This is a genomic window from Polaribacter sp. HA6-7, from assembly GCF_055693625.1.
Genome location: NZ_CM146338.1, coordinates 2,416,006 through 2,440,918 on the forward strand (window position 1 = coordinate 2,416,006; position 24,913 = coordinate 2,440,918).

The 24,913-nt window shown below is 29.5% G+C and carries 23 protein-coding genes, 1 tRNA gene and 7 pseudogenes; 11 read left to right on the forward strand and 20 right to left on the reverse strand.

The features are described 5' to 3' along the window. Positions 1–79: 79 nt before the first annotated feature. From ACZ1HD_RS13460 to ACZ1HD_RS13495, 8 genes and pseudogenes are all read right to left on the reverse strand, one after another. Positions 80–1,340 (reverse strand): annotated as a pseudogene (locus ACZ1HD_RS13460) (hemolysin family protein). Positions 1,341–1,354: 14 nt separating this feature from the next. Then, the gene (locus ACZ1HD_RS13465; protein ID WP_079737240.1) at positions 1,355–1,555 is read right to left on the reverse strand and encodes a hypothetical protein; all 201 of its coding nucleotides are present in this window, start codon (positions 1,553–1,555) and stop codon (positions 1,355–1,357) included. Positions 1,556–1,561: 6 nt separating this feature from the next. Then, positions 1,562–2,128, reverse strand: coding sequence for an LPS export ABC transporter periplasmic protein LptC (gene lptC / locus ACZ1HD_RS13470; RefSeq protein ID WP_472687722.1), 567 nt, complete (start codon positions 2,126–2,128; stop codon positions 1,562–1,564). Between the two features lie 5 nt (positions 2,129–2,133). Continuing rightward, entirely contained in the window at positions 2,134–3,060 is a 927-nt protein-coding gene (locus ACZ1HD_RS13475; protein ID WP_472687723.1) for a tetratricopeptide repeat protein, read from the reverse strand. Between the two features lie 131 nt (positions 3,061–3,191). Continuing rightward, positions 3,192–3,464, reverse strand: a complete 273-nt coding sequence (locus ACZ1HD_RS13480) for a hypothetical protein (RefSeq protein ID WP_472687724.1) — start codon at positions 3,462–3,464, stop codon at positions 3,192–3,194. Between the two features lie 20 nt (positions 3,465–3,484). After that, complete coding sequence (locus tag ACZ1HD_RS13485) at positions 3,485–3,922, reverse strand: hypothetical protein (RefSeq protein WP_472687725.1); 438 nt, start codon at positions 3,920–3,922, stop codon at positions 3,485–3,487. Further along, positions 3,814–4,647 (reverse strand): hypothetical protein, encoded by an 834-nt coding sequence (locus tag ACZ1HD_RS13490; RefSeq protein WP_472687726.1) that lies wholly within the window; start codon positions 4,645–4,647, stop codon positions 3,814–3,816. Before ACZ1HD_RS13490 ends, ACZ1HD_RS13485 begins: the two co-directional genes overlap by 109 nt. 129 nt (positions 4,648–4,776) lie before the next feature. Then, positions 4,777–5,505 (reverse strand): type III pantothenate kinase, encoded by a 729-nt coding sequence (locus ACZ1HD_RS13495; RefSeq protein ID WP_472687727.1) that lies wholly within the window; start codon positions 5,503–5,505, stop codon positions 4,777–4,779. A gap of 98 nt (positions 5,506–5,603) precedes the next feature. On the opposite strand from ACZ1HD_RS13495, the gene ACZ1HD_RS13500 reads away from it, so the two are divergent. Next, positions 5,604–5,676 (forward strand) — tRNA-Phe (locus ACZ1HD_RS13500). A 102-nt stretch (positions 5,677–5,778) separates the two neighbouring features. Here the strand turns inward: ACZ1HD_RS13500 and ACZ1HD_RS13505 are convergent. Beyond that, positions 5,779–6,612, reverse strand: a complete 834-nt coding sequence (locus ACZ1HD_RS13505; protein WP_472687728.1) for a LysR substrate-binding domain-containing protein — start codon at positions 6,610–6,612, stop codon at positions 5,779–5,781. Between the two features lie 82 nt (positions 6,613–6,694). Here ACZ1HD_RS13505 and hutH point away from each other — a divergent pair. The 4 genes and pseudogenes from hutH (at position 6,695) to hutG (ending at position 12,395) form a co-directional block, all read left to right on the forward strand. Further along, positions 6,695–8,182, forward strand: a pseudogene (gene hutH / locus ACZ1HD_RS13510) (histidine ammonia-lyase). Between the two features lie 8 nt (positions 8,183–8,190). Next, positions 8,191–10,187 (forward strand): annotated as a pseudogene (locus ACZ1HD_RS13515) (urocanate hydratase). Beyond that, positions 10,187–11,427: pseudogene (gene hutI, locus ACZ1HD_RS13520) on the forward strand (imidazolonepropionase). Before ACZ1HD_RS13515 ends, hutI begins: the two co-directional pseudogenes overlap by 1 nt. 2 nt (positions 11,428–11,429) lie before the next feature. Then, positions 11,430–12,395, forward strand: a complete 966-nt coding sequence (gene hutG / locus ACZ1HD_RS13525) for a formimidoylglutamase (RefSeq protein WP_375240957.1) — start codon at positions 11,430–11,432, stop codon at positions 12,393–12,395. A 53-nt stretch (positions 12,396–12,448) separates the two neighbouring features. Here hutG and ACZ1HD_RS13530 read toward each other — a convergent pair. From ACZ1HD_RS13530 to ACZ1HD_RS13565, 8 genes and pseudogenes are all read right to left on the reverse strand, one after another. Further along, positions 12,449–13,323, reverse strand: a pseudogene (locus ACZ1HD_RS13530) (pseudouridine synthase). A gap of 38 nt (positions 13,324–13,361) precedes the next feature. After that, a complete protein-coding gene (locus ACZ1HD_RS13535) occupies positions 13,362–14,279 on the reverse strand; it encodes a geranylgeranylglycerol-phosphate geranylgeranyltransferase (RefSeq protein ID WP_340932624.1) in 918 nt (305 codons plus the stop codon). 8 nt (positions 14,280–14,287) lie between these two features. Beyond that, positions 14,288–15,212, reverse strand: a pseudogene (locus ACZ1HD_RS13540) (mevalonate kinase family protein). 463 nt (positions 15,213–15,675) lie between these two features. Next, a complete protein-coding gene (locus ACZ1HD_RS13545; RefSeq protein ID WP_472687729.1) occupies positions 15,676–16,755 on the reverse strand; it encodes a diphosphomevalonate decarboxylase in 1,080 nt (359 codons plus the stop codon). 34 nt (positions 16,756–16,789) lie between these two features. After that, the gene (locus ACZ1HD_RS13550) at positions 16,790–17,506 is read right to left on the reverse strand and encodes a LytR/AlgR family response regulator transcription factor (RefSeq protein WP_472687730.1); all 717 of its coding nucleotides are present in this window, start codon (positions 17,504–17,506) and stop codon (positions 16,790–16,792) included. Position 17,507: 1 nt separating this feature from the next. Further along, positions 17,508–17,978, reverse strand: coding sequence for a sensor histidine kinase (locus ACZ1HD_RS13555; RefSeq protein WP_472687731.1), 471 nt, complete (start codon positions 17,976–17,978; stop codon positions 17,508–17,510). Beyond that, a complete protein-coding gene (locus ACZ1HD_RS13560; RefSeq protein ID WP_472689363.1) occupies positions 17,975–18,061 on the reverse strand; it encodes a histidine kinase in 87 nt (28 codons plus the stop codon). The genes ACZ1HD_RS13555 and ACZ1HD_RS13560 overlap by 4 nt, the downstream gene beginning before the upstream one ends. Positions 18,062–18,113: 52 nt before the next feature. Next, positions 18,114–18,563 (reverse strand): hypothetical protein, encoded by a 450-nt coding sequence (locus ACZ1HD_RS13565; protein ID WP_472687732.1) that lies wholly within the window; start codon positions 18,561–18,563, stop codon positions 18,114–18,116. A 224-nt stretch (positions 18,564–18,787) separates the two neighbouring features. Between ACZ1HD_RS13565 and ACZ1HD_RS13570 the strand changes: the two genes are divergently transcribed. The 3 genes from ACZ1HD_RS13570 to ACZ1HD_RS13580 all read left to right on the forward strand — a co-directional run bounded on the left by ACZ1HD_RS13570 (position 18,788) and on the right by ACZ1HD_RS13580 (position 20,051). After that, the gene (locus tag ACZ1HD_RS13570) at positions 18,788–19,144 is read left to right on the forward strand and encodes a MotA/TolQ/ExbB proton channel family protein (protein ID WP_472687733.1); all 357 of its coding nucleotides are present in this window, start codon (positions 18,788–18,790) and stop codon (positions 19,142–19,144) included. A 203-nt stretch (positions 19,145–19,347) separates the two neighbouring features. Next, complete coding sequence (locus ACZ1HD_RS13575) at positions 19,348–19,806, forward strand: thiamine diphosphokinase (protein WP_472689364.1); 459 nt, start codon at positions 19,348–19,350, stop codon at positions 19,804–19,806. An 11-nt stretch (positions 19,807–19,817) separates the two neighbouring features. Further along, on the forward strand, positions 19,818–20,051 hold the full coding sequence (locus tag ACZ1HD_RS13580) for a hypothetical protein (protein WP_079737253.1): 234 nt from the start codon (positions 19,818–19,820) through the stop codon (positions 20,049–20,051). On the opposite strand, the gene ACZ1HD_RS13585 is transcribed toward ACZ1HD_RS13580, so the two are convergent. The 3 genes and pseudogenes from ACZ1HD_RS13585 to ACZ1HD_RS13595 form a co-directional block, all read right to left on the reverse strand. After that, positions 20,048–20,911, reverse strand: coding sequence for a phosphatase PAP2 family protein (locus ACZ1HD_RS13585; protein WP_472687734.1), 864 nt, complete (start codon positions 20,909–20,911; stop codon positions 20,048–20,050). The two genes, ACZ1HD_RS13580 and ACZ1HD_RS13585, sit on opposite strands and share 4 nt — an antisense overlap. 31 nt (positions 20,912–20,942) lie before the next feature. Next, positions 20,943–21,713: an alpha/beta fold hydrolase gene (locus ACZ1HD_RS13590; protein WP_472687735.1), complete on the reverse strand. Its 771-nt coding sequence runs from the start codon at positions 21,711–21,713 to the stop codon at positions 20,943–20,945. A gap of 23 nt (positions 21,714–21,736) precedes the next feature. Next, a pseudogene (locus tag ACZ1HD_RS13595) lies at positions 21,737–22,451 on the reverse strand (pyridoxine 5'-phosphate synthase). A 60-nt stretch (positions 22,452–22,511) separates the two neighbouring features. Between ACZ1HD_RS13595 and ACZ1HD_RS13600 the strand changes: the two are divergent. The 3 genes from ACZ1HD_RS13600 to porG all read left to right on the forward strand — a co-directional run bounded on the left by ACZ1HD_RS13600 (position 22,512) and on the right by porG (position 24,910). Continuing rightward, entirely contained in the window at positions 22,512–23,171 is a 660-nt protein-coding gene (locus ACZ1HD_RS13600) for a CBS domain-containing protein (protein WP_079737257.1), read from the forward strand. A 56-nt stretch (positions 23,172–23,227) separates the two neighbouring features. Next, positions 23,228–24,127: an NAD kinase gene (locus ACZ1HD_RS13605; RefSeq protein ID WP_472687736.1), complete on the forward strand. Its 900-nt coding sequence runs from the start codon at positions 23,228–23,230 to the stop codon at positions 24,125–24,127. A gap of 105 nt (positions 24,128–24,232) precedes the next feature. After that, a complete protein-coding gene (gene porG / locus ACZ1HD_RS13610) occupies positions 24,233–24,910 on the forward strand; it encodes a type IX secretion system protein PorG (protein ID WP_472687737.1) in 678 nt (225 codons plus the stop codon). Positions 24,911–24,913: the final 3 nt, after the last annotated feature.

A 24,913-nucleotide genomic window follows, 5' to 3' on the forward strand; every position in this document is an offset into this window, starting at 1 on the left:
ACGATTTGGGTTTTAATATTGCAACCCATTTTAAACTAAATAAACAGTAAATAGCAAGTAATGCGGTAAGTAGTAATAACTAATCTTCTGTATCGATAATTTTTAAGCAAACGTCGTCTATTTTTGCGCCACTTATATTTAAAATTCTTATTTCGAAACCTTCTATATCAACTACTTCATTCTCTTCTGGTATACTTTCTGTATGTTCGATAATAAAACCACCTAGAGTTTCGTAAGCTTCAGACTTCGGAATGCTTAAATCGTATTCTTCATTTAAATAATCTACTTCTAATCTTGCAGAAAAATTAAATGTTGAATCGTTTATTTTTTCTTCTAGAAACACTTGAGAATCGTGTTCATCTTCAATTTCGCCAAACAATTCTTCGACGATATCTTCTACAGTAATCATTCCGGAAGTGCCACCGTATTCATCTACAACTACTGCTATACTTTTTCTCTTTTTCATTAAGATATTTAAAATATCATTAATCATCATAGATTCTGGTACAATTTCTACAGGTAGTAAAATAGACTTTATAGTTCTTGGTTTTTTAAATAATTCAAAAGCATTTACATAACCAATCACATCATCCATAGACGTTTTATAAACCAGCACTTTAGACAAACCGGTCTCGATAAAAATCTTTTTTAATACTGATACTTTTTCGTGAATTTCTACAGCTATAATCTCGGTTCTAGGAACCATAACTTCTCTTGCCTTTACATTATGAAACTCTAAAGCGTTTTGAAAAATTTGTATTTCAGAATCTAATTCTTCATCAGTACCAGTTTCTAGTTGTTCTGTAATATAATTTCCTAATTCTTCTTTACTAAATTCAACTTGCTGTTCATCTGCATCTGTTTTGAAAAATACTTTCAGAAAAAATCTGAAATTAAGGTTATAAACTCAGAGAAAAAATGAAACAATACATAGAAAAAATAGGCAGGTAAAGCAAAAATTTTAAGAACCTCATTTGCATAAATTCTAAAGATTGCTTTTGGTAAAAACTCTGCAGTTATTAAAATAATAATTGTAGAAATTATGGTTTGAATAAGTAAAATAGAAAAATCATTATAGCCATCTAGCGGCAGAATTCTTACTAAAAACCTACCCATATAGTAACTATAAATTACTAAGGATATATTATTACCAACCAACATTGTGGTAATAAATTTAGAAGATTTTTGAGTGATTTTGTTTAGAATTTGAGGAATAAAGCCTTCTCTTTTTTCTCTAATTCTATGTGAAGTTTATTTGCAGAAACGAATGCAATTTCCATTCCCGAAAAAAATGCGGAAAGTATAATTGACAATAATATAATGATGAGTTCTACTTCCATTAAGAAATCTAAAACTATTTATTTTGATTGTTTCGTTTTTGTACTTTTTTTCTAAAATGTCTCTTAAAAAAGAATACTAAGGTAATCATTAATGCAAAACCTAAAAACAAATAAGATCTACTTCTTTCAGAGTTCCATCTTACAATACCTTCTACTAAGCAAATAAATGCAACCATTAAATATCCGTACTGAAAAAATTTCCAAAGCTTATTCATAATATATTATTCTTCTTTAGTATCGATTTTACCGATAGTTGTTTTGGCTATATATTTACTTAAATCTTCTTTACACTCGAAACCAACACCTGTAATGGTATCTTTTTCTTTAAACATTGTAAAAGGCTTTTCTGAAACAAAATAACCTGTTTTCTGATCCCAAAATAATTGTTCTGTTTCTAATCTAGATTGTTCTGTATGATTTAACACGACAACATTTCCTTTAATTTCCGAAACTTCTGTTTTAACGTAAGATAATGCATAATCACCTATAATTGTAACAGAATCTTTTCCTTTGTTTTCAAAGTTAATAATTTTTATCCCTTTAGGAAACTCATTATAAGGATGATTTTGACGATTGCTAAAATCTAACAATAAAGGCGTAATTAATTTAGATGTTATTCTACCAGAGTCTTTGTAAACATGAAAAGCATCTTTTGCCTTACCAATTGGCAGGTTTTTTTCTTCTAAAAAATTACGAACTTCTTCTGTAGAATTAGAGCATGAAAAAAGCATTACTGTAAAACAAATTACAGTAATGCTTTTAAATAATATTTGTATGTAGTTTTTCAAAAAAACTATTTATTAGGTATTCTTACAGTTTCTCCAATCCAACATTTAATTGTAAACTTTCCTCCTGGAGTTGCAGTTGCGTTAAAAATATCTTTTTGACTTGGTACATTTTGTCTATAGATGCTGATATACTTTCTAGCTCTAGAAGATATACTTGGATCTACAGAAGATGCTTTTCTAGCCATATTTAATGCAGCTACATAAACCATTCTTTTTTCGAATAAGTTTTCTCCACAATTATTTACACTAGATTGGTATAAAGTTGCGATAAATAAATATGCTCTACCAAAGTTAGGATTAAATTTAATTGCCTCTCTAGCTAAACTTCTAGCTTTACTTAATTGACCTCTATCTCTTGCTGCTTGTGCAAACTTTAATTTATACTTTGCTTTCTTTAATGGATCTGTTTCTAAGCTAAAAGATTTTTCTCTCATATCATTTGCTCCTGCAGAATCGCCATTATCTTCTAAAACGTTAGCTAAGAAAGAATATGCTTCTGGTGAAGGAGATGCTTCTGCGTAAGCTCTAACTAACTTTTCGAATAGTGGATCAGTTTGGCATCCTTTATTAAACATTCTAGAAACCGCTCTTTTTAACCAAACTGCATCTGTTTTATTTGCTTCAAAATCTCTTTGATATAAAGGTATTAAACGTTCACAAGTAGCTATTTCAGAAATAATATTATCCAATCCACCTTCAACAGTACCTAAAGCCTTAGAATTTATTTTGTACGCTCTTAATCTTCCTAAACCTCTTTTATCTAAATTAACAGAATCCTTTCTTAATTCAACTAATTTCTTAGCGTATCCCTCTAATTTAATATTTACATTTTCTAATACATTATCATAAGTATCAAATACTAATTGAGGGTTAGCATCTTTATTTCTATCTGTTACACCTTGAAAATAAAGATATAAATTTTTAACTCCCATTTTAGTAGGATCAATCTTGTATGCTTTTTCTAATATTGAGAATATAGTGTTATCATCTGCTAACTTATTTTTGTATAAATAAGATGCATAATCACTATGTACTTTTGCTGGATTAGAGTTAGGAAAAACTTCTAACCTTTGTTCGTATACTCTTTTGCTAAAACAGGATCTTTTCTAACATCTTCTGCTAAGTTTGAACCTAATTTATAGATATTTACAGATAAATCTTTACAATTATCTAATAAAAATATCCAATTTGTATAAGCATCATCGTATTTTTTAGACTTATAGTCTCCGCTAAAAAGATTGTATTTAATTTCACAATCTGTTTTTGATACCTGTGCATTTGTTTTTACTGTAGTTATAAATAACATTGCAGCTAATAAAAACGTAATTTTCTTCATTTTAATAGTTGTTTTATAAATTAATCAATCTTTCTTTTTCTGAACCAACTTTGAGCTCCGGAAGCTGTCAATGACAAACTAAGTCTAAAATTAAAGTAATTCTCTTGAACTAGGTTGTTTGTGGTTGTACCTCTTTTACCATATTCGAAACCTAAATTAACATTAGATAATTGTTTCAGTGGTAAACCTAAACCAAAAGACATGCCAAAGTCGTTAATTGAGGTATAATTTGTTCCGGAACCAGATCCGTCAATCGCTAATCCGATGTTTTCGTATCTTAATCCAGCCCTGTAAGTAACTCTATCCCAGTAACTAGAAATAGAATTTACTTTTGGTATGTAATAACCTCCTAAAGATACTCTGTTAGAAGATTCGTATTTAAAAGAATTGTTTGTATTATTGATAAACCCTTCGGTTGTATAGCATCTTGATTTTGATATTCTACACCAACATGCCATTTATCATATTTACCTACACTTACTCCTAAGATAGATTTTAAAGGCATTTTATATCTACCATTCGTAGAACTGCTAGAAAGTGTATCTCTAGGAATATCTATACCTGCACCAGAAAGTGTTAAAGAATATAAATACTCGTTACCATACGTTTTTAAATCATTACCTAACTTAAAAGTTGCTCCCGCATTTAAATAAGTATCGTTTTTCAAGAATTTTTGATATTGTGACCCTAAAGTAACAGTACCACCTCTAACAATGCTTGTTTCTTTATATTTTGTAGCTAAACTAACATCTGCTCTTTGGTTTGTAATACTATTTTCTATATTTCCAAAGCTATAATCAGCTTCAATACCTATGGCAATCTCTTTAGTTAATTTAACACCAAAACTTCCGTATAATCTATTAACACCACCTTCACCTGAATATAAAGTTATTGCAGATATATCACCATTTGCGTCAAATTCGCTATTTGAAAGAGAATAACCAACTGAAGATACTGGTTGTAAACCAACAGAAAAACCAGCTTTACTTCCAATAGGCACACCTAAAGCAATGTAATTTAAACTTGTAGATGTAGAGCTTTGTTTAGCATCAGCAGATTTTACCGTTAAATCGTTGTTTAAAAGTCCGATTGCATAAGTAGTTTGCCTTAGAAAAGCATTTGCTGCGGGATTTGTAAAGTTTAAATATTTATAATGGTTAAAAGAAACTCCTATTCCTCCCATTGTTGCGTTTTCAACTGTTCTTGGCGTATACTGCTCACCAATTCCAAAAAGAATATGGAGAAGAACTAGTTCTTTGAGCTAATAATGTTGCCGATGTTATCAGTAAAAAAACCGTTAAAATCTTTCTAATCATTTGTGTTCCTTAAATTTCAATATTTCATTTAATCCTTGTAGGAGAAAATTTTGATTGGCAAATATGCTACTTTTAAATTGTTTTGACAAGAAATTTGTGTCTCCTCCCGTTAAAACTATTGTTAAATTTGCAAATTTTTGCTCATAGCTATCAATTATTCCTTGTAACTCTTTAACTACACCATTTAAAACACCGGAAATTATACTTTCTTTTGTGTTTTTACCAATAAGATTTTCTAATTCTAATGTTTCTAATAAAGGTAAATTTGCAGTAAACTTATTTAATGCGTTGTAACGCATTTTTATTCCCAAAGAAATTGCTCCACCCGGATACTCTGCATCAGAATTCACAAAATCAAAAGTAATACATGTACCCGCATCTATTACTAAAACATTTTTATTAGGAAATTGTTGAACTGCACCTGCAACTAGTGCAATTCTATCTACACCTAAAGTATGTGGCGTTTTGTACAAATTCTTAAAAGGAACTTTTGTTGCTGATGAAACCACTTCTAAATCTACTAATTTATGAAGCTGCAACATCTTTTTTTCTGAAATAGAAGCAACATTTGAAATGATTGCCTGCGAAATTGAATGTTCTTTTAAAATTTTTCTAATTTCTGAAATAATTTTTCTTTTATCAAAAACATAAAGATTTATTAATTTATCTCCCTCAAAAACAGCAGACTTAACCCTTGTATTTCCTACATCAATTGTTAGATTCATGATTCAAATTTAGATAAAAATAATTTTTTTTTACTTTTTTTCGAAAAAAGATTAGGAGATATCAAAAAACATTATATATTTGCATCCGCTAAGGCAATGGTACCTTAGCTCAGTTGGTAGAGCAAAGGACTGAAAATCCTTGTGTCCCTGGTTCGATTCCTGGAGGTACCACTTAAAAACCCAAACATTAGTTTGGGTTTTTTTATGCTTATAATTTAAATTTTACTCTAAATTAAAGACAAAACTGCCGGTAAAATAGCATTTGTATTATTCTTATTCCGAGATTATAGAAAGTTTAGTTTTTTGCGGAATTTTATCTAATTCTATAAACTTAATTTTATATCCTGCTTTTTTAGCCAAAGATTTTGGAACTATAGAGATTCCAAAGTTATTTTCTACCAACTTAAATATAGAACTAGAATGTATTGTATTATGAGAAACTAATGGTGTAAAACCACAATCATCAAAAATTTGCATCACTTTTTCGTAATAAGAAGCACTATACTTTGCATCAAAAAGTATAAAAGACTCTTCTTTAAATTCTGATAAACTTTTGAAGTTATCTTTATTAACTTTATGATTTCCGGGTAAGACCAAACAATAATTTTCTGTTAAAATTGTTTTGATTTCTAAAGCTCTTGGTACTCTTTCTAATCTCACAAAACCAATATCTAAAGACATAGATAACAAATCATCTATTTGTTTCTGATTATCAATCTCTTTTAAATTAAATAAAACATTTGGATTATTTTTCTCAAAATTCAACAACAAATTAGGAATTACATCTTGCATAGCAGAACCTACATAGCCAATTTTTAATTCTCCTTTTTTACCGTCTTGCAATAATTTTGCATTATCTAAAGTATTATTAATTGCACCTAACTGCTTAGAAAATTCTTTCTGTAAATAAACACCTACTTTTGTTAAGACAACCTTTCTATTATGTCTTTCAAACAAGACAACACCCAATTCATCTTCTAAAATTTTAATTTGCCTACTTAAACCAGGTTGAGAAATAAATAATTTATCAGCAGCTTTTCTAAAGTGCAATTCTTCTGCAACTGCCAAGAAATAACGCATATGTCTTAATTCAATTTGATAACTCATAGTTATTAATTAAGATATTAAATGATATTATAAAGCATCAAAAGTAATTATAACTTTGTTAAAACCCAATTTACAAAGTAAGATGTTTAAATACGGAATAGATAAACTTACACTTAAAAGTGTTGATAGAATAGCTAAAGGAACTTTAAAAGCAACAATAACCAATGAGGCCAAAGAAAAAATAAATTCTTGCCGAAAAAAGTAGTTGCTATTACTAAAAGTGACAAAGTTGTTTACGGAATTAATACTGGCTTCGGACCTTTATGCGACGTTCAAATTTCATCCGAAGAAACCAATTTATTACAGAAAAACCTATTAATAACACATGCTGTTGGTGTTGGCGAAAATATTGATAAAAAATTATCTAAAATAATGATGATCTGCAAAGTACATGCACTTTGCCAAGGTTATTCGGTGTACGTTTAGAGTTAATTGAACGAATAATTTATTTTATTGAAAATGATTTATTACCAACTGTACCCAAACAAGGTTCTGTAGGTGCTTCGGAGATTTGGCACCGCTTTCCCATTTATTTTTACCGTTAATTGGTGAGGGAGAGTTTTGGATTGGCAATAATATTCTACCTGCCAAAGAAGTATTAAAAAATTATAACATTAAACCGTTAGAACTACAAGCAAAAGAAGGTTTAGGGTTAATAAACGGAACACAATTTATTTTAGCTCATACAATTACCGGACTTCTAAAAATGAAATACCTATTAAATTTAGCGGATATTTACGGCGCGATGAGTATAGAAGGATACAAAGGTAGTTCCTCACCGTTTAAAGAAGAATTGCATAAAATTAGACCATTTAAAGGCAGTTTAAAAGTTGCAAAAAGAATGCGAAAACTTTTTAAAAATTCTCAAAATATTACTTCTCATATTAATTGCGAAAGAGTTCAAGATCCGTATTCTATGCGTTGTATTCCTCAAGTTCACGGCGCTTCTAGAAATGCTTTTAACCATTTATTAGAATTGGCAGAAATAGAAATGAATTCTGTAACAGACAACCCAATTGTTTTAAGTGAAACAGAAGCTATTTACGGTGGAAATTTTCACGGTCAACCTTTAGCAATGGCTTTAGACTACTGCTCTATTGCGGCATCAGAACTTGGTAATATTGCAGACAGAAGATGTTACTTATTATTAGAAGGCAAATATGGTTTACCACGGCTATTAACCAAAAGTGGTGGCTTAAATTACGGCTTTATGATTCCGCAATACACAACAGCAGCATTAGTTACAGAAAACAAATCATTGTGCTTTCCTCCTTCTGCAGATAGCATTCCTACTTCTTTAGGACAAGAAGATCACGTTTCCATGGGAAGTATTTCAGGAAGAAAACTAAATCAGATTTTAGAAAATCTAGAAAAGATTTTAGCCATAGAATTAATGTATGCTGCACAGTCTTTAGAATTTAGAAGACCAAATACGTTTTCTAAAATAATAGAAAAAAACCATTCAGTTATTAGAACCAAGGTTGGTAAATTAGAAGATGACCGACTTTTAAAAGAAGATATTAATGCAATGATTTTATTAGTAAAAAACAAACAACTTATCGTAAAATAAAATTAGTTATGACGTTTCAAGAACAAATTCTACAAGGAATTCCAGCCAATTTACCTTCAAAAAAGAAATATCCTGAAGATGCAAATCGAGCTCCAAAAAGAAAAAGACATATTAACTATTGAAGAAAAACAGCTAGCCATAAAAAACGCTCTTCGTTATTTCCCTAGAGAATGGCATTTAGAATTAGCTAAAGAATTTGCTGATGAATTAAAAGAATTTGGTAGAATTTACATGTATCGCTTTAAACCAAATTATAAAATATACGCAAGAGAAATTTCCGAATACCCTGCAAAAACTTCACAAGCAGCAGCATTAATGTTGATGATTCAGAATAATTTGAATCCAGATGTTGCGCAACATCCAGAAGAATTGATTACTTATGGAGGAAATGGTGCTGTTTTCCAAAATTGGGCGCAATATCTTTTAGTGATGCAATATTTAGCAATTATGACAGAAAAACAAACGTTGCATTTGTATTCGGTCATCCGATGGGATTATTTCCTTCTTCTAAAAACGCCCCAAGAGTTGTGGTAACCAACGGAATGATGATACCAAATTACTCGAAACCCAACGATTGGGAAAAATTTAATGCTTTAGGTGTTACGCAATACGGACAAATGACAGCGGGCTCTTTTATGTATATTGGTCCGCAAGGAATAGTTCATGGAACTACAATAACCGTAATGAATGCTTTTAGAAAAATATTAAGTAAAGATGAAAATCCGAACGGAAAGATATTTTTAACAGCTGGTTTAGGCGGAATGAGTGGCGCGCAACCAAAAGCAGGAAATATTGCTGGTTGTATTACTATTTGCGCAGAAATTAATAGAAAAGCTGCTACCAAAAGACACGAACAAGGTTGGGTAGATTTATTAATTGATGATATCAACATTTTAGTTTCAAGAACCAAAAAAGCACAAGAAAATAATGAAATCATTTCTATTGCTTATATAGGAAACGTAATCGAGGTTTGGGAAAAATTTGATGTAGAAAATATTTTTATTCATCTTGGTTCAGATCAAACGTCGCTTCATATTCCTTGGACAGGGGGTTATTATCCTGCTGATTTATCCTACGAAGAATCTAACATTTTAATAAAAGATAATCCAGCTAAATTTAAAGAAGAAGTTCAAAAATCATTAAAAAGACATGCCGAGGCAATTAACAAACACACACAAAAAGGCACTTATTTTTTTGACTACGGAAATGCTTTTTTATTAGAATCTTCTAGAGCTGGTGCAGATGTAATGGCTAAAAATAATATTGATTTCAAATATCCGTCTTATGTGCAAGATATTTTAGGCCCAATGTGTTTCGATTACGGTTTCGGTCCTTTTAGATGGGTTTGCGCTTCGGTGATGAAAAGGATTTAGATAAAACTGATGAAATTGCTGCTATTGTTTTACATGAAATAATGGAAAATTCTCCGGAAGAAATAAAATTACAAATGCAAGACAATATTACTTGGATTCTAAATGCAAAATCGAATAAAATGGTTGTTGGTTCACAAGCAAGAATTCTATATGCAGATGCAGAAGGGCGAATTGCAATTGCAAAAGCCTTTAACAATGCAATAGCTAAAGGTAAAATTGGACCTGTTGTTTTAGGACGAGATCATCATGATGTTAGCGGAACTGATTCTCCGTTTAGAGAAACATCTAATATTTACGACGGAAGTAAATTTACAGCAGATATGGCAATTCATAATGTAATTGGCGATAGTTTTAGAGGTGCTACTTGGGTTTCTATACACAATGGTGGCGGCGTTGGTTGGGGAGAAGTTATAAATGGCGGCTTCGGAATGCTGCTTGACGGAACCAAAGAAGCTGAAGAAAAATTAGAAAATATGCTTTTTTACGATGTAAATAACGGAATAGCAAGAAGAAGTTGGTCAAGAAATGATGAAGCTATTTTTGCCATCAAAAGAGAAATGAAAAGAACGCCAAACCTAAAAGTTACCATTCCTAATTTGGTAGATGAAAAATATTTAAAAAACCTTTTCTAATGAAACTCTTATTTAAAAATATTAAAGAATTACTTCAGGTTAGAGAAACCTATATAGATTTTCTTTCAGGAAAAGAAATGAATATTTTACCAAGTATAAAAAATGCTTTTTTGTTGGTTGAAAATGGCGTTATTTCTGATTATGGAGAGATGAAAAATTGTCCTAAAATCAAAGTTAAAACCATTGATGCTAAAGGAAAAATAATTCTACCTGCTTGGTGCGATTCCCATTCACATATCGTCTATGCTGGTAATAGAGAAAATGAATTTGTAGACCGTATAAAAGGATTAACTTATGCAGAAATTGCAGCGAAAGGTGGCGGAATATTAAATTCAGCCAAAAAACTTCAAGAAACTTCTGAAACCGAATTATACAATCAAAGTAAAAAACGTTTAGAAGAAGTTATTTTATTAGGAACTGGCGCAATCGAAATAAAATCGGGTTATGGTCTAACCAAAGACGCTGAGTTAAAAATGTTGCGAGTAATTCAAAAGTTAAAAGAAAATTATCCTTTAGAAATTAAGGCTACTTTCTTAGGTGCTCATGCAGTACCAAAAGAGTACAAAAATAACAAAAGTGGTTTTTTGCAAATGTTGATAGATGAAATATTACCAATCATTGAAAAAGAAAACTTAGCCGACTTTATAGATGTTTTCTGTGAAGAAGGATATTTTTCTGTAGAAGACACACAACTTATATTAGAAACTGGAAGAAAACATGGTTTAGTTGGTAAAATTCATGTAAATCAATTTAATGCAATTGGAGGAATTCAAAAAGGAATAGAAAACAATGCATTATCAGTAGATCATTTAGAAGAAATGAGAAACGAAGATATTTTAGATTTAAAAAACACCAAAACAATACCAGTTGCTTTACCTAGTTGCTCTTACTTCTTAGGAATACCATATACTCCTGCTAGAAAAATGATAGATAACGGTTTGCCTTTAGCTTTAGCTACAGACTATAATCCGGGTTCTACGCCTTCGGAAACATGAATTTTGTTGTTTCAATCGCATGTATTAAAATGAAGATGACACCGGAAGAAGCCATAAATGCCGCAACAATTAATGGCGCTTACGCAATGAATCTTCAACATAAAACTGGCTCAATTACAAAAGGAAAACTAGCCAATTTAATTCTTACAAAAGAAATTAATTCATATAATTTTATCCCATATTCTTTTGGAAACCATTGCATTGAAAAAGTATTTTTAAAAGGAAAAGAAATTAAAAAAATATAAATATGGATTTTTTGAAAGATTTAAAAGTCGATTATAAAAAAGGGAATAAATCTAATTATACCGGAAGAGAGTCAATATTAAAAAACCAATATTGGCATCAAAATATAAAAGTTGCTTCAATAGAAAATATTGAACCTAAAAATGACCAAAACTTCGGAATTATTGGATATGCATGCGATGAAGGTATAAAAAGGAATTTAGGAAGAATTGGAGCAAAAAAAGGACCGGAAAATATTCGAAAAGTTTTAGGTAAACTTCCGCTTCACCATACAAATAAAACAATAACAGATTACGGAGATTTAATTTGTATTGAAAATAATTTAAAAGATTGCCAAGAAGCTTTTTCTAAATCTATAAGCAAATTAATCACAAACGGAATTTTACCAATAGGCATTGGTGGCGGTCATGATATTGCTTATGCTAATTTCAATGGAATTAATAACTACTTAAAGTCATCAGGAAAGAATAAAATAGGAATTATAAATTTTGATGCACACTTCGACCTTAGAAAAGTAGATTTACAAGCAAATTCCGGCACACCATTTAATCAAATCTTGTCTGAAAACGATACCGCAAGTTATTTTGCTATTGGCATTCAACATCAATCAAATACATCAGAATTATTTCAAATTGCAAAAGACAACAATGTGAGTTTTGCAACTAATTTTGATTGTGAAACATTTACAGATCAACTTAAAAACAAATTAAAAATTTTCACACAAAATGTAGATTACCTTTATATCACAATAGATTTAGACGGATTCTCATCTGCTTATGCACCTGGCGTTAGTGCGCCTTCGGCTTTTGGTTTATCTCCTTTATTTGTTTGTAGTGTATTGACATATTTATTAGAAACTAAAAAAGTAATTTCTTGTGATATTGCAGAATTAAATCCCAATTTCGATCAAGACAATGCAACTGCAAAATTGGCAGCAAGATTGATAGATTTTATTATTTTAAAAGCATAAAAAAGCCTTTTAGAATTCTAAAAGGCTCTTTTTAATTATGTATTACAATAAAATTACTTTAACATTTGAAGATTGTTTACTTCTTGATTTGTTAAAGGTCTCCATCTTCCTCTTGGTAAGTTTTTCTTAGTTAATTCAGCAAAAATTACTCTATCTAACTTATTAACTTTATAACCTACGTGTTCAAAAATCTTACGAACAATTCTATTTCTACCAGAATGAATTTCAATTCCGATTTCAGATTTTGGTTGTCCTTCTACATAAGAAACTGCATCAATAAACACCTTTCTACCTTCTATAATCACCTCTCCTCTTAACTTTTCTAAATCTCTTAAATCTAGCTTTCTATCTAAAGAAGCGTGGTATAATTTACGAACATTGTGTTTTGGATGCGTTAATTTTTTAGCCAAATCACCGTCATTAGTAAACAACAACAAACCTGTTGTATTTCTATCTAATCTACCAACCGGATATATTCTTTCTTTAGAAGCATTTGATACTAATTCCATTACTGTTTTCCTACCTCTATCATCATCCATTGTAGTGATATAGTTTTTAGGTTTGTTCAGTAAAATGTATCTTTTTTGTTCAGGAGAAATTGAAGTTCCGTCGAAACGAACCACATCATCTGGCTGAACTTTATACCCCATTTCTGTAACCAACTTACCATTAACCTCTACACTACCGTGTTCGATATAAGTATCTGCTTCTCTTCTTGAGCAAATTCCGAATTGGCAATATATTTATTTAAACGGATTCCTGATGATTCATCAGATTTTGGAGTTTCTTTTACTTTAGAAAAAGATTTTTTAGTGTTTTTTCTTCCTAACGGAGAACTTTTCTTGTTTGAAGTTCCACTTTTTCTACTTAAAGGTGTACTTTTTTTACCTTCTTGTCGTCCTCTCGACGAGTTTCTATTTGAATTCATTATAAAAATTTTTGCAAAGGTAGTTATATTATTGAATTCTAGTTCAATCTATCAATCACTTTATCTAAAAGAAGTGACGTATCAATAAAAATCAAACACAAAACACCAATTAAAAGTAACATTTTTAAAATGTTGTGTAACATTCTGTAATGATTTCTTGTTTGAGATTTCCAAAGTGAAAAACCTACAAAAAAGAAAATAATTAATGCAAAATAAAAATAATATCGCATGTAACTTAAAGAAGGATAACTAAACAAAATACTTACCGGCAAAATAGTTAAAGCAAGTATTATTATAGATGTTATTTTTGTTTTACGTTCGCCATAAACCACCGGAAACGTGTTATAATTACTTACAATAGCTCCTTTTAAATTTTGCAAATCTTTAATAAGCTCTCTAACCATAACTACTAAAAACAAAAAACTAGCATGCACAAAAATTATAGGAGAGAAATTGCCAAAATAGACAAAAACAGCAAAAAATGGTAAAACTGTTAAGATTGTAGCAGTTACAAAGCCTAAAATAGGGTTCATTTTTAATTTATGTGAGTAAAACCAAATAGCAAAAATGTAAACAGCAAAAAACAATGCTGCTCGCCATGAGATTAAAACTCCGAATAAGAAACCTATAAAATTTAATATAAAATACAATCTAAGTTTTGTAGACTGCTTTACATAATTATCTAAACCGGCTTTAACAGGCCTGTTAATCTTATCAATTTTAGAGTCGTAAAAATTATTAATTATATAACCACCAGCAATTACAAACACAGATGCTAATACTAAAAACAGTAAATGTAAATCGAAAAGTACTTCTTTTAAAGACCTAGCTGGTGAAAAAATAAATATTGCCGCAAGATATTGTGCTACAATTAAAACTAAAATATTGTAACCTCTAACTGCAGAAAATAAACTAAAAAATTTAAGAATTGTTCTTTTTAATTTTGAAGTACTCATAAAGTTTTTTAAAATCTATAAACCAATTCTAGCTTATAATCTTTTAAACTTTTTTGAGCTTTTGCAAAATCTTCTGTAAAACCTAAGATGTAACCACCACCACGTAACCACAAAGTTTAAGATAGTAGTCATTTGTTGATATTCCTTTTCCCAAACTTTATGAAAAGCAGAAGGTATCATTGGTTTAAAATTCTTTAAAACAATCTTAGATAAAGACTTTACATTACCAAACAAAGATTTTACATTACCTTGTAAAAAATCTTCTATACAAGCATCTGTAGTTGTAGAAAATTCTTCACTAATCATTTTTCTAAAACCTTCGTTCTTCATCTTATTCATAAAGATGTTTACCATTGGCTCTGTTTCACCAATTTGCTCTGAATCTAACAAGAAAACAGCGCCTTTACCTTCTTTTTGTGAAGGAATTCCTGCTGGTTCGACATTATCTTTAGAATTGATTAAAATTGGTAAACTTAGGTAACTATTTAAAGGATCTAAACCGAACTTTTACCATGAAAAAAAGATTCCATTAAAGAAAAAACTGATTTTAAATTCAACAATTTGTCTCTTGTTAAATTCTCTAAAACAGTAATTTTATTAGAAGCATACTTATCATAAATAGATGCTACTAAAGCACCAGAACTACCAACACCATAACCTTGCGGAATTGAAGAATCGAAATACATACCGTTTTCGATATCTTTTTTTAGTTCTTCTAAATTAAAAGTAACTAAATCTGTTTTTAAGTTAGATAAATAAGTATAAAACTTTTCTAAATTACCATTAGAATCTAGAGCTTTTCCGAGAAAGACCATCAGATGATTTTAAAGCGCCTCTATATGCATTAAAAGGAATCGCAAGCCCTTTCGAGTCTTTAATAATTCCGTATTCTCCAAAAAGTAAGATTTTAGCGTAAAATAGTGGGCCTTTCATAGTTATGTTTATTACGTTACAAAAATACGAATTTATTTGTAAACAAATTCTTATTAATTATTCTTGTAAAAAGTTTTCCAAACGCCTACTTTTTCGCCTTTAAAATACTTTCCTTTTTTCTTTATTTTACCTTTCTTGTCGTAGGTTTTCCACATCCCGGTTTTTAATCCATTTTGGTAAACACCAGTTACCCTTACCTCACCTGTATTATAAAACTCTACATACTTACCATCTTGCTTACCTTTAACAAAATAAGATTCTTTGGCTTTTTTACCGGAGATATAATAATCTATAATTAGTTGCTTTTTAGTTTTATTTTTTGATGAAACCCTGTAATAAACAGCATTTTCTTTAGTTGTTATATTTCCGTTTGCATCAAACCAAATCTTATCTTGTGCTAAAGTTAAAAATGATGAAAAGAAAAAAACAATACTAAAATAAACTTCATAATATTAAAATTAGGTTACTTTTTTACTGCTCCTAAACCTACAGTATCATAAATATACTGCTTTTTCTGACAGTAGTTTGCCAAATCTTCTTCGATAAATTTGTTTACCGCATCTTTTTCGTTTTCAGGATATAAAACATGCACATTTGCGCCGGCATCTAAAGTAAAACAAATATTACTCTCATTTTCGGCTCTGTACTTCCAAATTTTATTGATTATTTCTAAAGTATTTGGCTTCATTAAAATAAAATACGGATTACTCGTTAACATCATTGCGTGTAATGTTAAAGCTTCACTTTCAACTAAATTTACAAAAGCCTTAATATCTCCGTTTTGTAAAATGTTAGATATTTTCTCTAGATTTTCATTTGCTTGCGTAAATCTATTTTCTGCATACGGGTGATTATGCATTAAATTATGACCAACCGTACTAGAAACAACTTTTTCGCCTTTATCTACTAATAAAATAGCATCTTGATAATTTTTAAAAACCGGGTGAACTTCATACGGAAATTGAACTCCGAATAAATCAGAACTTCCTTCAATTTCAGGATGCTCTCCCCAAACCACCAAAGGCCCTTCGATACTTCTACTTGCACTTCCGTAACCTAAACGTGCTAAAAAAGATGCTTTTTGATTGATAAAATCCTTAGATAAATCAGGATTTAACTCTTTCTCTAAACTCATTAAACACATAGCAATTGCACTTAAACCACTTGCCGAAGATGCAATTCCGCTAGAATGCGGAAAAGAGTTTTCTGATTTAATTATCATCTTATAATCAAAAACATACGGACAATAATTTGCTACTCTATTAAAAAACTCAGCAATTTTTGGTTTAAACTCTTCCTTTTCTTTTCCTTCAAAAAATAAATCAAAATCTACTTTTTCAGATTTTTCTGATTTCAAAAAATCTATTGTAGTAATTGTATGACAGTTATTTAGCGTAAAACTTATAGAAGCATTTTTGGGAATTTGAGGATTGCTTTTTCCCCAATATTTTACCAACGCAATATTACTTGGTGTTTGCCATGTAAAAGTTGCCTTTTCTATTTTTTCTGAAAGTATTTCTGGAATAAATTGTGTCGTATTCAAAAGTCTAAAATTTGCATCAAAGATAAAACTATTTCTATGAAATTTCTGTCAACTTTTTAAGTACATTTTCTTTGTAAGTTCTACTAATAGGAATCGCATTTTTACCAATCTCTACAAATTCATTTGTGTAAGAAGTTGCTTTTTTAAGATTTACAATAAAAGATCTATGAATTCTAAGAAAGTTTTTAGCGGGTAATTTCGTTTCAATATTACTAATTGTTTCTCTAGTTGTAATTACTTTATTTTTTAAATGAAGTTTAATATAATCAGACAAACTTTCTACATAAAGTAGTTCATCAAAATTAATTTTTAGCATTTTTCTATCAGATCTCACAAAAATAAAATCATTCTTTACAAGATTTTCTTCGGATGAAATTTCTGAAGAAACTTTAGAGTTTTGATGAAATAATTTATTAATTGCCTGCAAAAAACGGTCAAACGAAATCGGTTTTAACAAGTAATCTACTGCTTGTAAATCGAAACCATCTACTGCATATTCCCTGTATGCAGTTGTAAAAATAATTTTAGCTTTTTGGTTGATAGATTTCGCCACAGACAATCCAGAAATGTCTGGCATATTAATATCCAAAAAGAAAATATCTATATTTTGAGTATTTGACACTTGAAAAGCCTCCATTGCATTCTTACAAGTTGCTATCAATTCTAAACTAGGTATTTTAGCTACATAAGAAGTTAAAATATCTCTTGCTACAGGTTCATCATCAACAATAACACAAGTGATTTTTTTCATATTATTTATTTTGAAAATCTTCTAATTGAATTTTTAAACTTACACTAAAAGTTGCTTCTTCATCTTGAATTTTAAGCTGATGTTTATCTGGATACAACATTTGCAATCTTTTTCTAATATTATCTATACCAATACCAACACTTGAATTAAGATCATTTTTTGATGGATTTTGAATTGTAAATGCCAATTCATTATCAGTTGCGCTTAGCTTGATATCAATTTCTAAAAAACCATTGCTTATTTTACCATGCTTAAAACTATTTTCTGCAAAAGGAATTAATAACATTGGCGAAATCTCTATATTTTCTGTTAAAATATCCTTTTGAAAATTTACTTTTAAAGAATCATGAAAACGCATTTTCTCTAAAGAAATATAATCTTCTAAATGATTAATTTCTTGCTGTAAGTTAACTTTAGGTTTTTCTATTTGATATAATATATAATCTAATAAATTAGATAATTTTAAAATCATTTCGGCGCTTCATCTCCTTTTTGCAATGCAAAACCATAAATTGTATTTAAAGAATTAAATAAAAAATGTGGATGAATTTGCATTTTTAAAAACTTTAATTCTTGTTCTTTTAATTGTAATTGAGTTTGTAGAAATTTATTTTTTAAATCTTCTGTTTTTTTGATCTAAATAATTAAATAACATTAATCCTATCACAATTGAAAACAAAACAACCATGTAAACTCCAAATATTATAAATGGCAAACCTTTAGTTAAAGGAATTACAGTTATTTTATCAGATGCATCTAAAAAAATAAACCCAAATAAAATTGATAAAATTATAGCGCAATTAGAAATTATAAACGTGTAAATACTATAAAGAAAAAATAAAAAATATTTCTTTTTTTGAAGATAAAAAGGAAACAAATAGTACAAAAACAAATAACTTGTAACAATTGTACTTGGCATTAAATACCATGAAAATGAATTTACATAATTTACATTTAAGCTACCATAACCTAAAAAATAAGTGTAAAAGAAATAGACACCAACCCAAAAAATGATATGGCAAAAAGCGGTAAATAGTAATTTTATATATGAATTCATTGTTTTAAATAATTTACCAATATCATATATTTTTTAAAAACTCAGAAGTTTTTGAGGCAAAATACGAGAAAACGAACCTTTTCTACCAAATTAAGTTATTTTTGTTAAAACCCCTTATTATTTGGTTGTTTACTAATTTTAAATAATCAAACGTCGTTTTTTAAAAATTTGAACGTCTATTTAAAATACATTTGATTCATATTAATTACTAAAAACAACTTATTATGAAATTATTACCAATGAATTTATTAAATGATGGCGGACCATTATTTATGTACACAATTTTAATCACCTTAATTATTTGTGTTCTATTAACAATAATAGTTTTAATTAAAGGCGATAAAAACGATAAAGGTCTAAAATTGATTAAGTCTATAAGTTTGTTTGCTTTGGTTTGGGGATTTTTAGGTATGATGCTTGGATTAATGGGAGCATTTCAAGCTCTTTCAATTTCCTCAGGTTTTTCAACTAAAATCTTAGCAGGAGGATTGAAAATTTGTTTGTATTCTCCTATTTTTGGTTCTTTAACTTTTCTAATTGCACGTTTAGGCATTATCGGTATAATACTAAAAGAAAAATAATCGACTTCTTTTTTTATTGAAGTTCCTACCCATTTCATTCGATAAGAAATGGGTATTTTTGCATCACATGAAAACCAAAATAGTTTTTTTATTATTAAATGGCGAAAAGCCAAAAAAACTGCCAAATCTATCTAATTACGATATTATTTGTGCAACCGATGGCGCTTATCAATATTTAAAAGAAAAAAATTACACCAAATTTTATTACGGGAGATTTTGATTCTTTAGAGAGTTTACCAACAGAAATTGAAGTAATAGAAACACCAGATCAAAATTTTACAGATTTTGATAAAATGCTACAAATCTTATCTGACAAAGGTTTTACAGCTATTGATATTTACGGAGCAAGCGGTAAAGAACAAGATCATTTTTTAGGAAATTTACACACCACAATTCAATGGCAAGAAAAGTTAAAACTTACTTTTTATGATAATCATGGTCGTTATTTTTTAGCTGATAAAAAAACAGTTCTTAATAACTGTAAACATAAAACCGTTTCTTTAGTTCCTTTTCCTGAAGTTAAAAACATTACCACTAAAGGACTTCAGTATTCTTTAAATAATGAAGATTTAGTTTTTGGAGAAAGAATTGGCACAAGAAACAAGGCAATAGAAAACAACATAGATATAAGTTATACTTCGGAAACTTATTTATTTTTATAAACGATTAAATTATGAGCAGAAAAATAAAATTATTGTGGGATTTTAGAGGTGAAGACGCAAAAGAAACTGCAAAACACCACACAATACACTTAAGAGAGTTTGCAGAACTAGAAAAATTAAACTTTCACGAAATTGATATTATAGAGCAAAACCCAATGCTTTGTGCTGCATTTATAACGGTTGATGAAAAAGACATGAAAATTTACAGAGACGCTCTAAAACCACAAAGAGGTGAAATTGCCTAAAAATTCATAGTAACACCAAAACTTTGTGGTGTTACTTGTAAATTCCAAACCACTTTTTTCTTAAATCTTTGGTCATTATATTTTTGATCGTATTTTGTATCTAAAAATCGATCTATGGCTTCAACAATAAAAATACTTATTGCTGTAGAAAATGCAACATCAGAAATCCAGTGAAAACGATCTATAATTCTTGCAATACCTGGTATTGAGCCAATGGTATACAAGCCTGCTTTTATCCACGGACTTTCAAAATGTTTTGCAATTGCATAAGCATTTGTAAAACCTAACATGGTGTGTCCGGAAGGAAAAGAATCATAATTAAAAACCCTATCTATATGAAAAGGATCAAAAGAACTTTTACCAACATCTATTCTTGGTCTTGCTCTACCAATAATTCGTTTAGAAACTTGTTGTAATAATCCCGAAGCAGCTGCAGACGATATCAATAAAACACCAGTTCTTCTTAATTTGGCGTTTTCTGTAAACAAACCTGTTAAATACACAGCACCAGTTAGCATAAAATTGTTATTCGGACTACCAATATCATTGCCATAGTTTGTTAACCATCTTGGTACATCGTTTCGCCAACCATTTGCCCAATTATCTACATTATCATCTATTACATATAAAGCTGCGGTTCCTGCTGCTACATATCCTAAATTTGCAAAATCTTTCTTTTTCCAATACAGAGGTCTAGTATATGCATAGCCCATTCCGCCTGCCATATTACCTAAATCATATGTAAATTTTTGCCAAAAATCTCTATCGTTATCTTTTCTTAAATTCAAATTAATAGAGTCTTTCTGACCGTAAGAAAGCCCGAAACTAAGAAGAATTACAAATGCTATTAGTTTTTTCATGAATATTTTTATTGACACAGCTTATTGTTGTTTAATTTAAAAATGCACAAACTTCGCTGTAAAATTGCTTCGGATTTTCTGCATGTAACCAATGTCCGGAATTTTTAATTGTAGCAATTTTTGAACTTGGAAAATGTGCTTCTATAATAGCCTCTTCATCTTCTGTAATGTAATTTGATTTTTCTCCTTTTAAAAACAAGGTTTCTTTACCGAATACAGTAAATGGAGGCAATGCTGCACCAACTTCTGGATTATTTTCTGTTAGAGATTCTAAATTAAATCTAAAAGCCAATTTACCTTTTTCTAACCAATACACGTTTTTTAACAAAAACTGACGAACACCTAAATCCGGCACTAAATTAGCCAACTTCTTATCAACCTTACTTCTAGAATCTTCTACTTTAAAATCTATCGAATTTAAACCAGCTAAAATAGCATTATGATGCGGTTGGTATTGCCTTGGTGAAATATCTACAACAATTAGTTTTTTAACTAAATCTGGATAAGTTACAGCAAATTGCATTACTGTTTTTCCGCCCATAGAATGCCCTAGCAAATAAACTTCTTGTAGATTATGATGTAAAATGTATCGATGTAAATCTTCAACTAAAACTTCGTAATTAAACTCATCTTCATGAAAACTTCTACCATGGTTTCTTTGGTCTATTAAATGCACCTCAAAATCTTCTGAAAACTTATTTCCAAGTGTTTTCCAATTATCTGACATACCAAAATAACCGTGTAAAATTAATAAAGGAAAACCTTCTCCTTTTACTGTGGCATGTAATATTTCTTTAGACATGTAAGTTTTATTTAAGATTGAAACTATTTTAACTTGTGTAAATACATGTTTACAACATTTTCTAAACCTAAATATAGACTTTCTGCTATAAGCGCATGCCCAATTGAAACTTCTGCTAAGTTTGGTATATTTTCTTTAAAAAACTTTATATTATCAAGACTTAAATCATGACCAGCATTTATACCCAAACCTAAATCATGTGCTAAAATCGCTGCGTTAGTATAAGGTTTAATTGCCTCTTTGTTTCCTAAATCATATTGTGTTGCAAATTCTTCTGTATACAATTCTATTCTATCAGTACCCGTTTTAGCTGCAGCTTCAATCAGTTTTAAATCTGTATCAATAAAAATAGAAGTTCTAATACCATTTTGTTGAAACTCTTGAATTACTTCTTTTAAATAAGATTGATGTTTTATGGTATCCCAACCAGCATTTGATGTAATAGCGTCTATTGCATCCGGTACAAGTGTAACTTGAGTTGGTTTTGTTTCTAACACCAAATCTATAAAAGATTGTATCGGATTTCCTTCAATATTATACTCTGTTTTAACCACAGAAACCAAATCTCTAGCATCTTGGTATTTTATATGTCTTTCGTCTCGGTCTTGGATGAATTGTGATCCCTTGTCCACCAAAACTTTCAATATCTGCTGCGACTTTTAGTAAATTTGGCACATTTCCGCCACGAGAATTTCTTAAAGTTGCTATTTTATTAATATTAACACTTAACTTTGTCATCGTCTTAAATTAGACAACAAAGATAAATTATTAAATCATTTTATCCTATATTCGTAAAGCATGAATATTACAGACTATATACTAAATGAAATAAAGCCTTTAAGCTTAAAAAGCAGTGTAAAGGCTGCACAAAAATTGTTCGATAATTTTCCGATAACACATTTTGCCGTCGTAGAAAATAACAAGATTTTAGGATGTTTTGCTCAAGACGACATACAAACAATAGAAAATAAATCTGACGAATTAGTTGGTTATGCACATTTGTTAAATTCTTTTTTTGCCGATGAAAAAGCAACAGTTTTAGAACTTTTAAAGATTTTTGCTGATAATGACACAACGATTATTCCAGTGCTTAATAAAGAAAAGGAATATATTGGTTATTACGATTTATGTGATGTTTTAGATGTTTTTTCTACAAGTCCTTTTATGATAGAAGACAGCGAAACTTTAATTATCGAAAAAAATGAAAATGATTATTCGATGAGCGAAGTATCGCAAATAGTAGAATCTAATGGTGGTAAATTATTAGGTTTATATGTTTCTGAGAAAACTCAAGGCAATGTACAAGTAACTTTAAAAATTAAAGCAGAAGATATCAATGAAGTTATGCATACCTTTAGACGTTATGACTATAAAATAATCTCTACGCATGAAAACGATATTTATTTAGAAGATTTAAAAAACAGATCTGATTATTTACAGAAATATCTCGAAATGTAATTTCTAAGAAATTATTAAAAAGAAACACAATTTAAAATATTAAATATTTTACAAGTTTGAAAAAAGTAGCAGTTTACGGCCAATCATATTCTATATCAGCAGAAAAAGAAATTCAAATTCTTTTAAAGATTTTAGAAGAAAATAATATCGAGTGCTTTATTGAAGAAAAGTTTTACAACTTGCTTGTAGAAGGAACAATTCTTGATAATAAATACAAAACATTTTCTCATTTTAGAGATTTAGACAATTCTTTCGATTTGATGTTTACACTTGGCGGAGACGGTACAATATTAAGGGCTGTAACCTACATTAGAGATTTAGACATTCCGCTTTTAGGTATTAACACAGGTCGATTAGGTTTTTTGGCAACCATCAACAAAAACACGATTAACGAAAGTGTAGAGTTAATTTTAAAAGAAGAATATACAACTCAAGAAAGAACTCTTTTAGCTGTGAAAACGGCACCCGAAACAAAAGAATTTTCTGAACTTAATTTTGCTTTAAACGAAGTTACAATTGCTAGAAAAAACACAACTTCTATGATTGGTGTAACAACCAATCTTAACAACGAATACTTAACAAATTACTGGGCAGATGGTTTAATTATAGCAACGCCAACAGGCTCTACTGGTTATTCTTTAAGCTGCAATGGCCCTGTGATTTCTCCGGATTCTAAAAACTTAGTAATTACACCAATTGCACCACACAATTTAAATGCAAGATCGATGGTAATTTCAGACCGAACTTCGATACAATTAGAAGTAGATTCAAGAGAAAAAGACTTTTTAATTTCATTAGATTCTAGAATTACAACAGTTTCCGAAAACACAAAAGTTTTTATAGAAAAAGCACCATTCACCATAAAAAGTATCATTCCAAATAATCAATCTTTTTTACAAACTCTTAGAAGCAAATTGCTTTGGGGAGAAGACACAAGAAACGCAACAAATCTTTAACGCACTAACTACAATAAAACCTAAAAAAAAGGTTATTCAAAAAAGACTGAGTATTAACTTTATAAAGCAAATTGAAATTCCTATATTTGCTCGCTATTTTTTAGAATGAAAAAAAGTATTTTATTTATCGTATTTGTTAGCCTATCTGCAATTATGTTTGGGCAAGTGTATGAAATTGGTGTTTCTTTAGGAGGCACAAATTACGTTGGTGATGTTGGTAGAACCAATTACATATACCCTAATCAATTAGCAGGTAACGCTTTTTTTAAATATAATTATAATCCTAGAATTGCTTTTAAAGGCACAATTTCTTATTTACCAATTAAAGGAAATGATAAGAATGCCGATACCGATTTTAGAAGAAATAGAGGATTAAATTTTACAAATACAATAGGTGAAATTGCTTTAGGAATGGAGTTTAATTTTTATGAATATGATATTTCATCAGAAAATAAAACTTGGACACCATACATTTTAATTGAGCTTGCAGCTTTTAATTACTCTTATATTAGAGAACAAACTACTGCAGGAGAAGATATTTTTGATAAAAAAACATCTTTTGCGATACCAATAGGTTTGGGCTTTAAGTCTAAATTAAGTGGTAATTTTGCATTTTCTATAGAAAGTAAATTTAGATATACTTTTGAAGATGATTTAGATTATCTAACAGAAGACAATTTAAATTACAATATAGAAGGTAATAGTAATGATTGGTATATGTTTACCGGAGTATCTTTAATTTATACTTTTGGTAGACCCGCTTGTTACACACAAGGATTTTAAAAT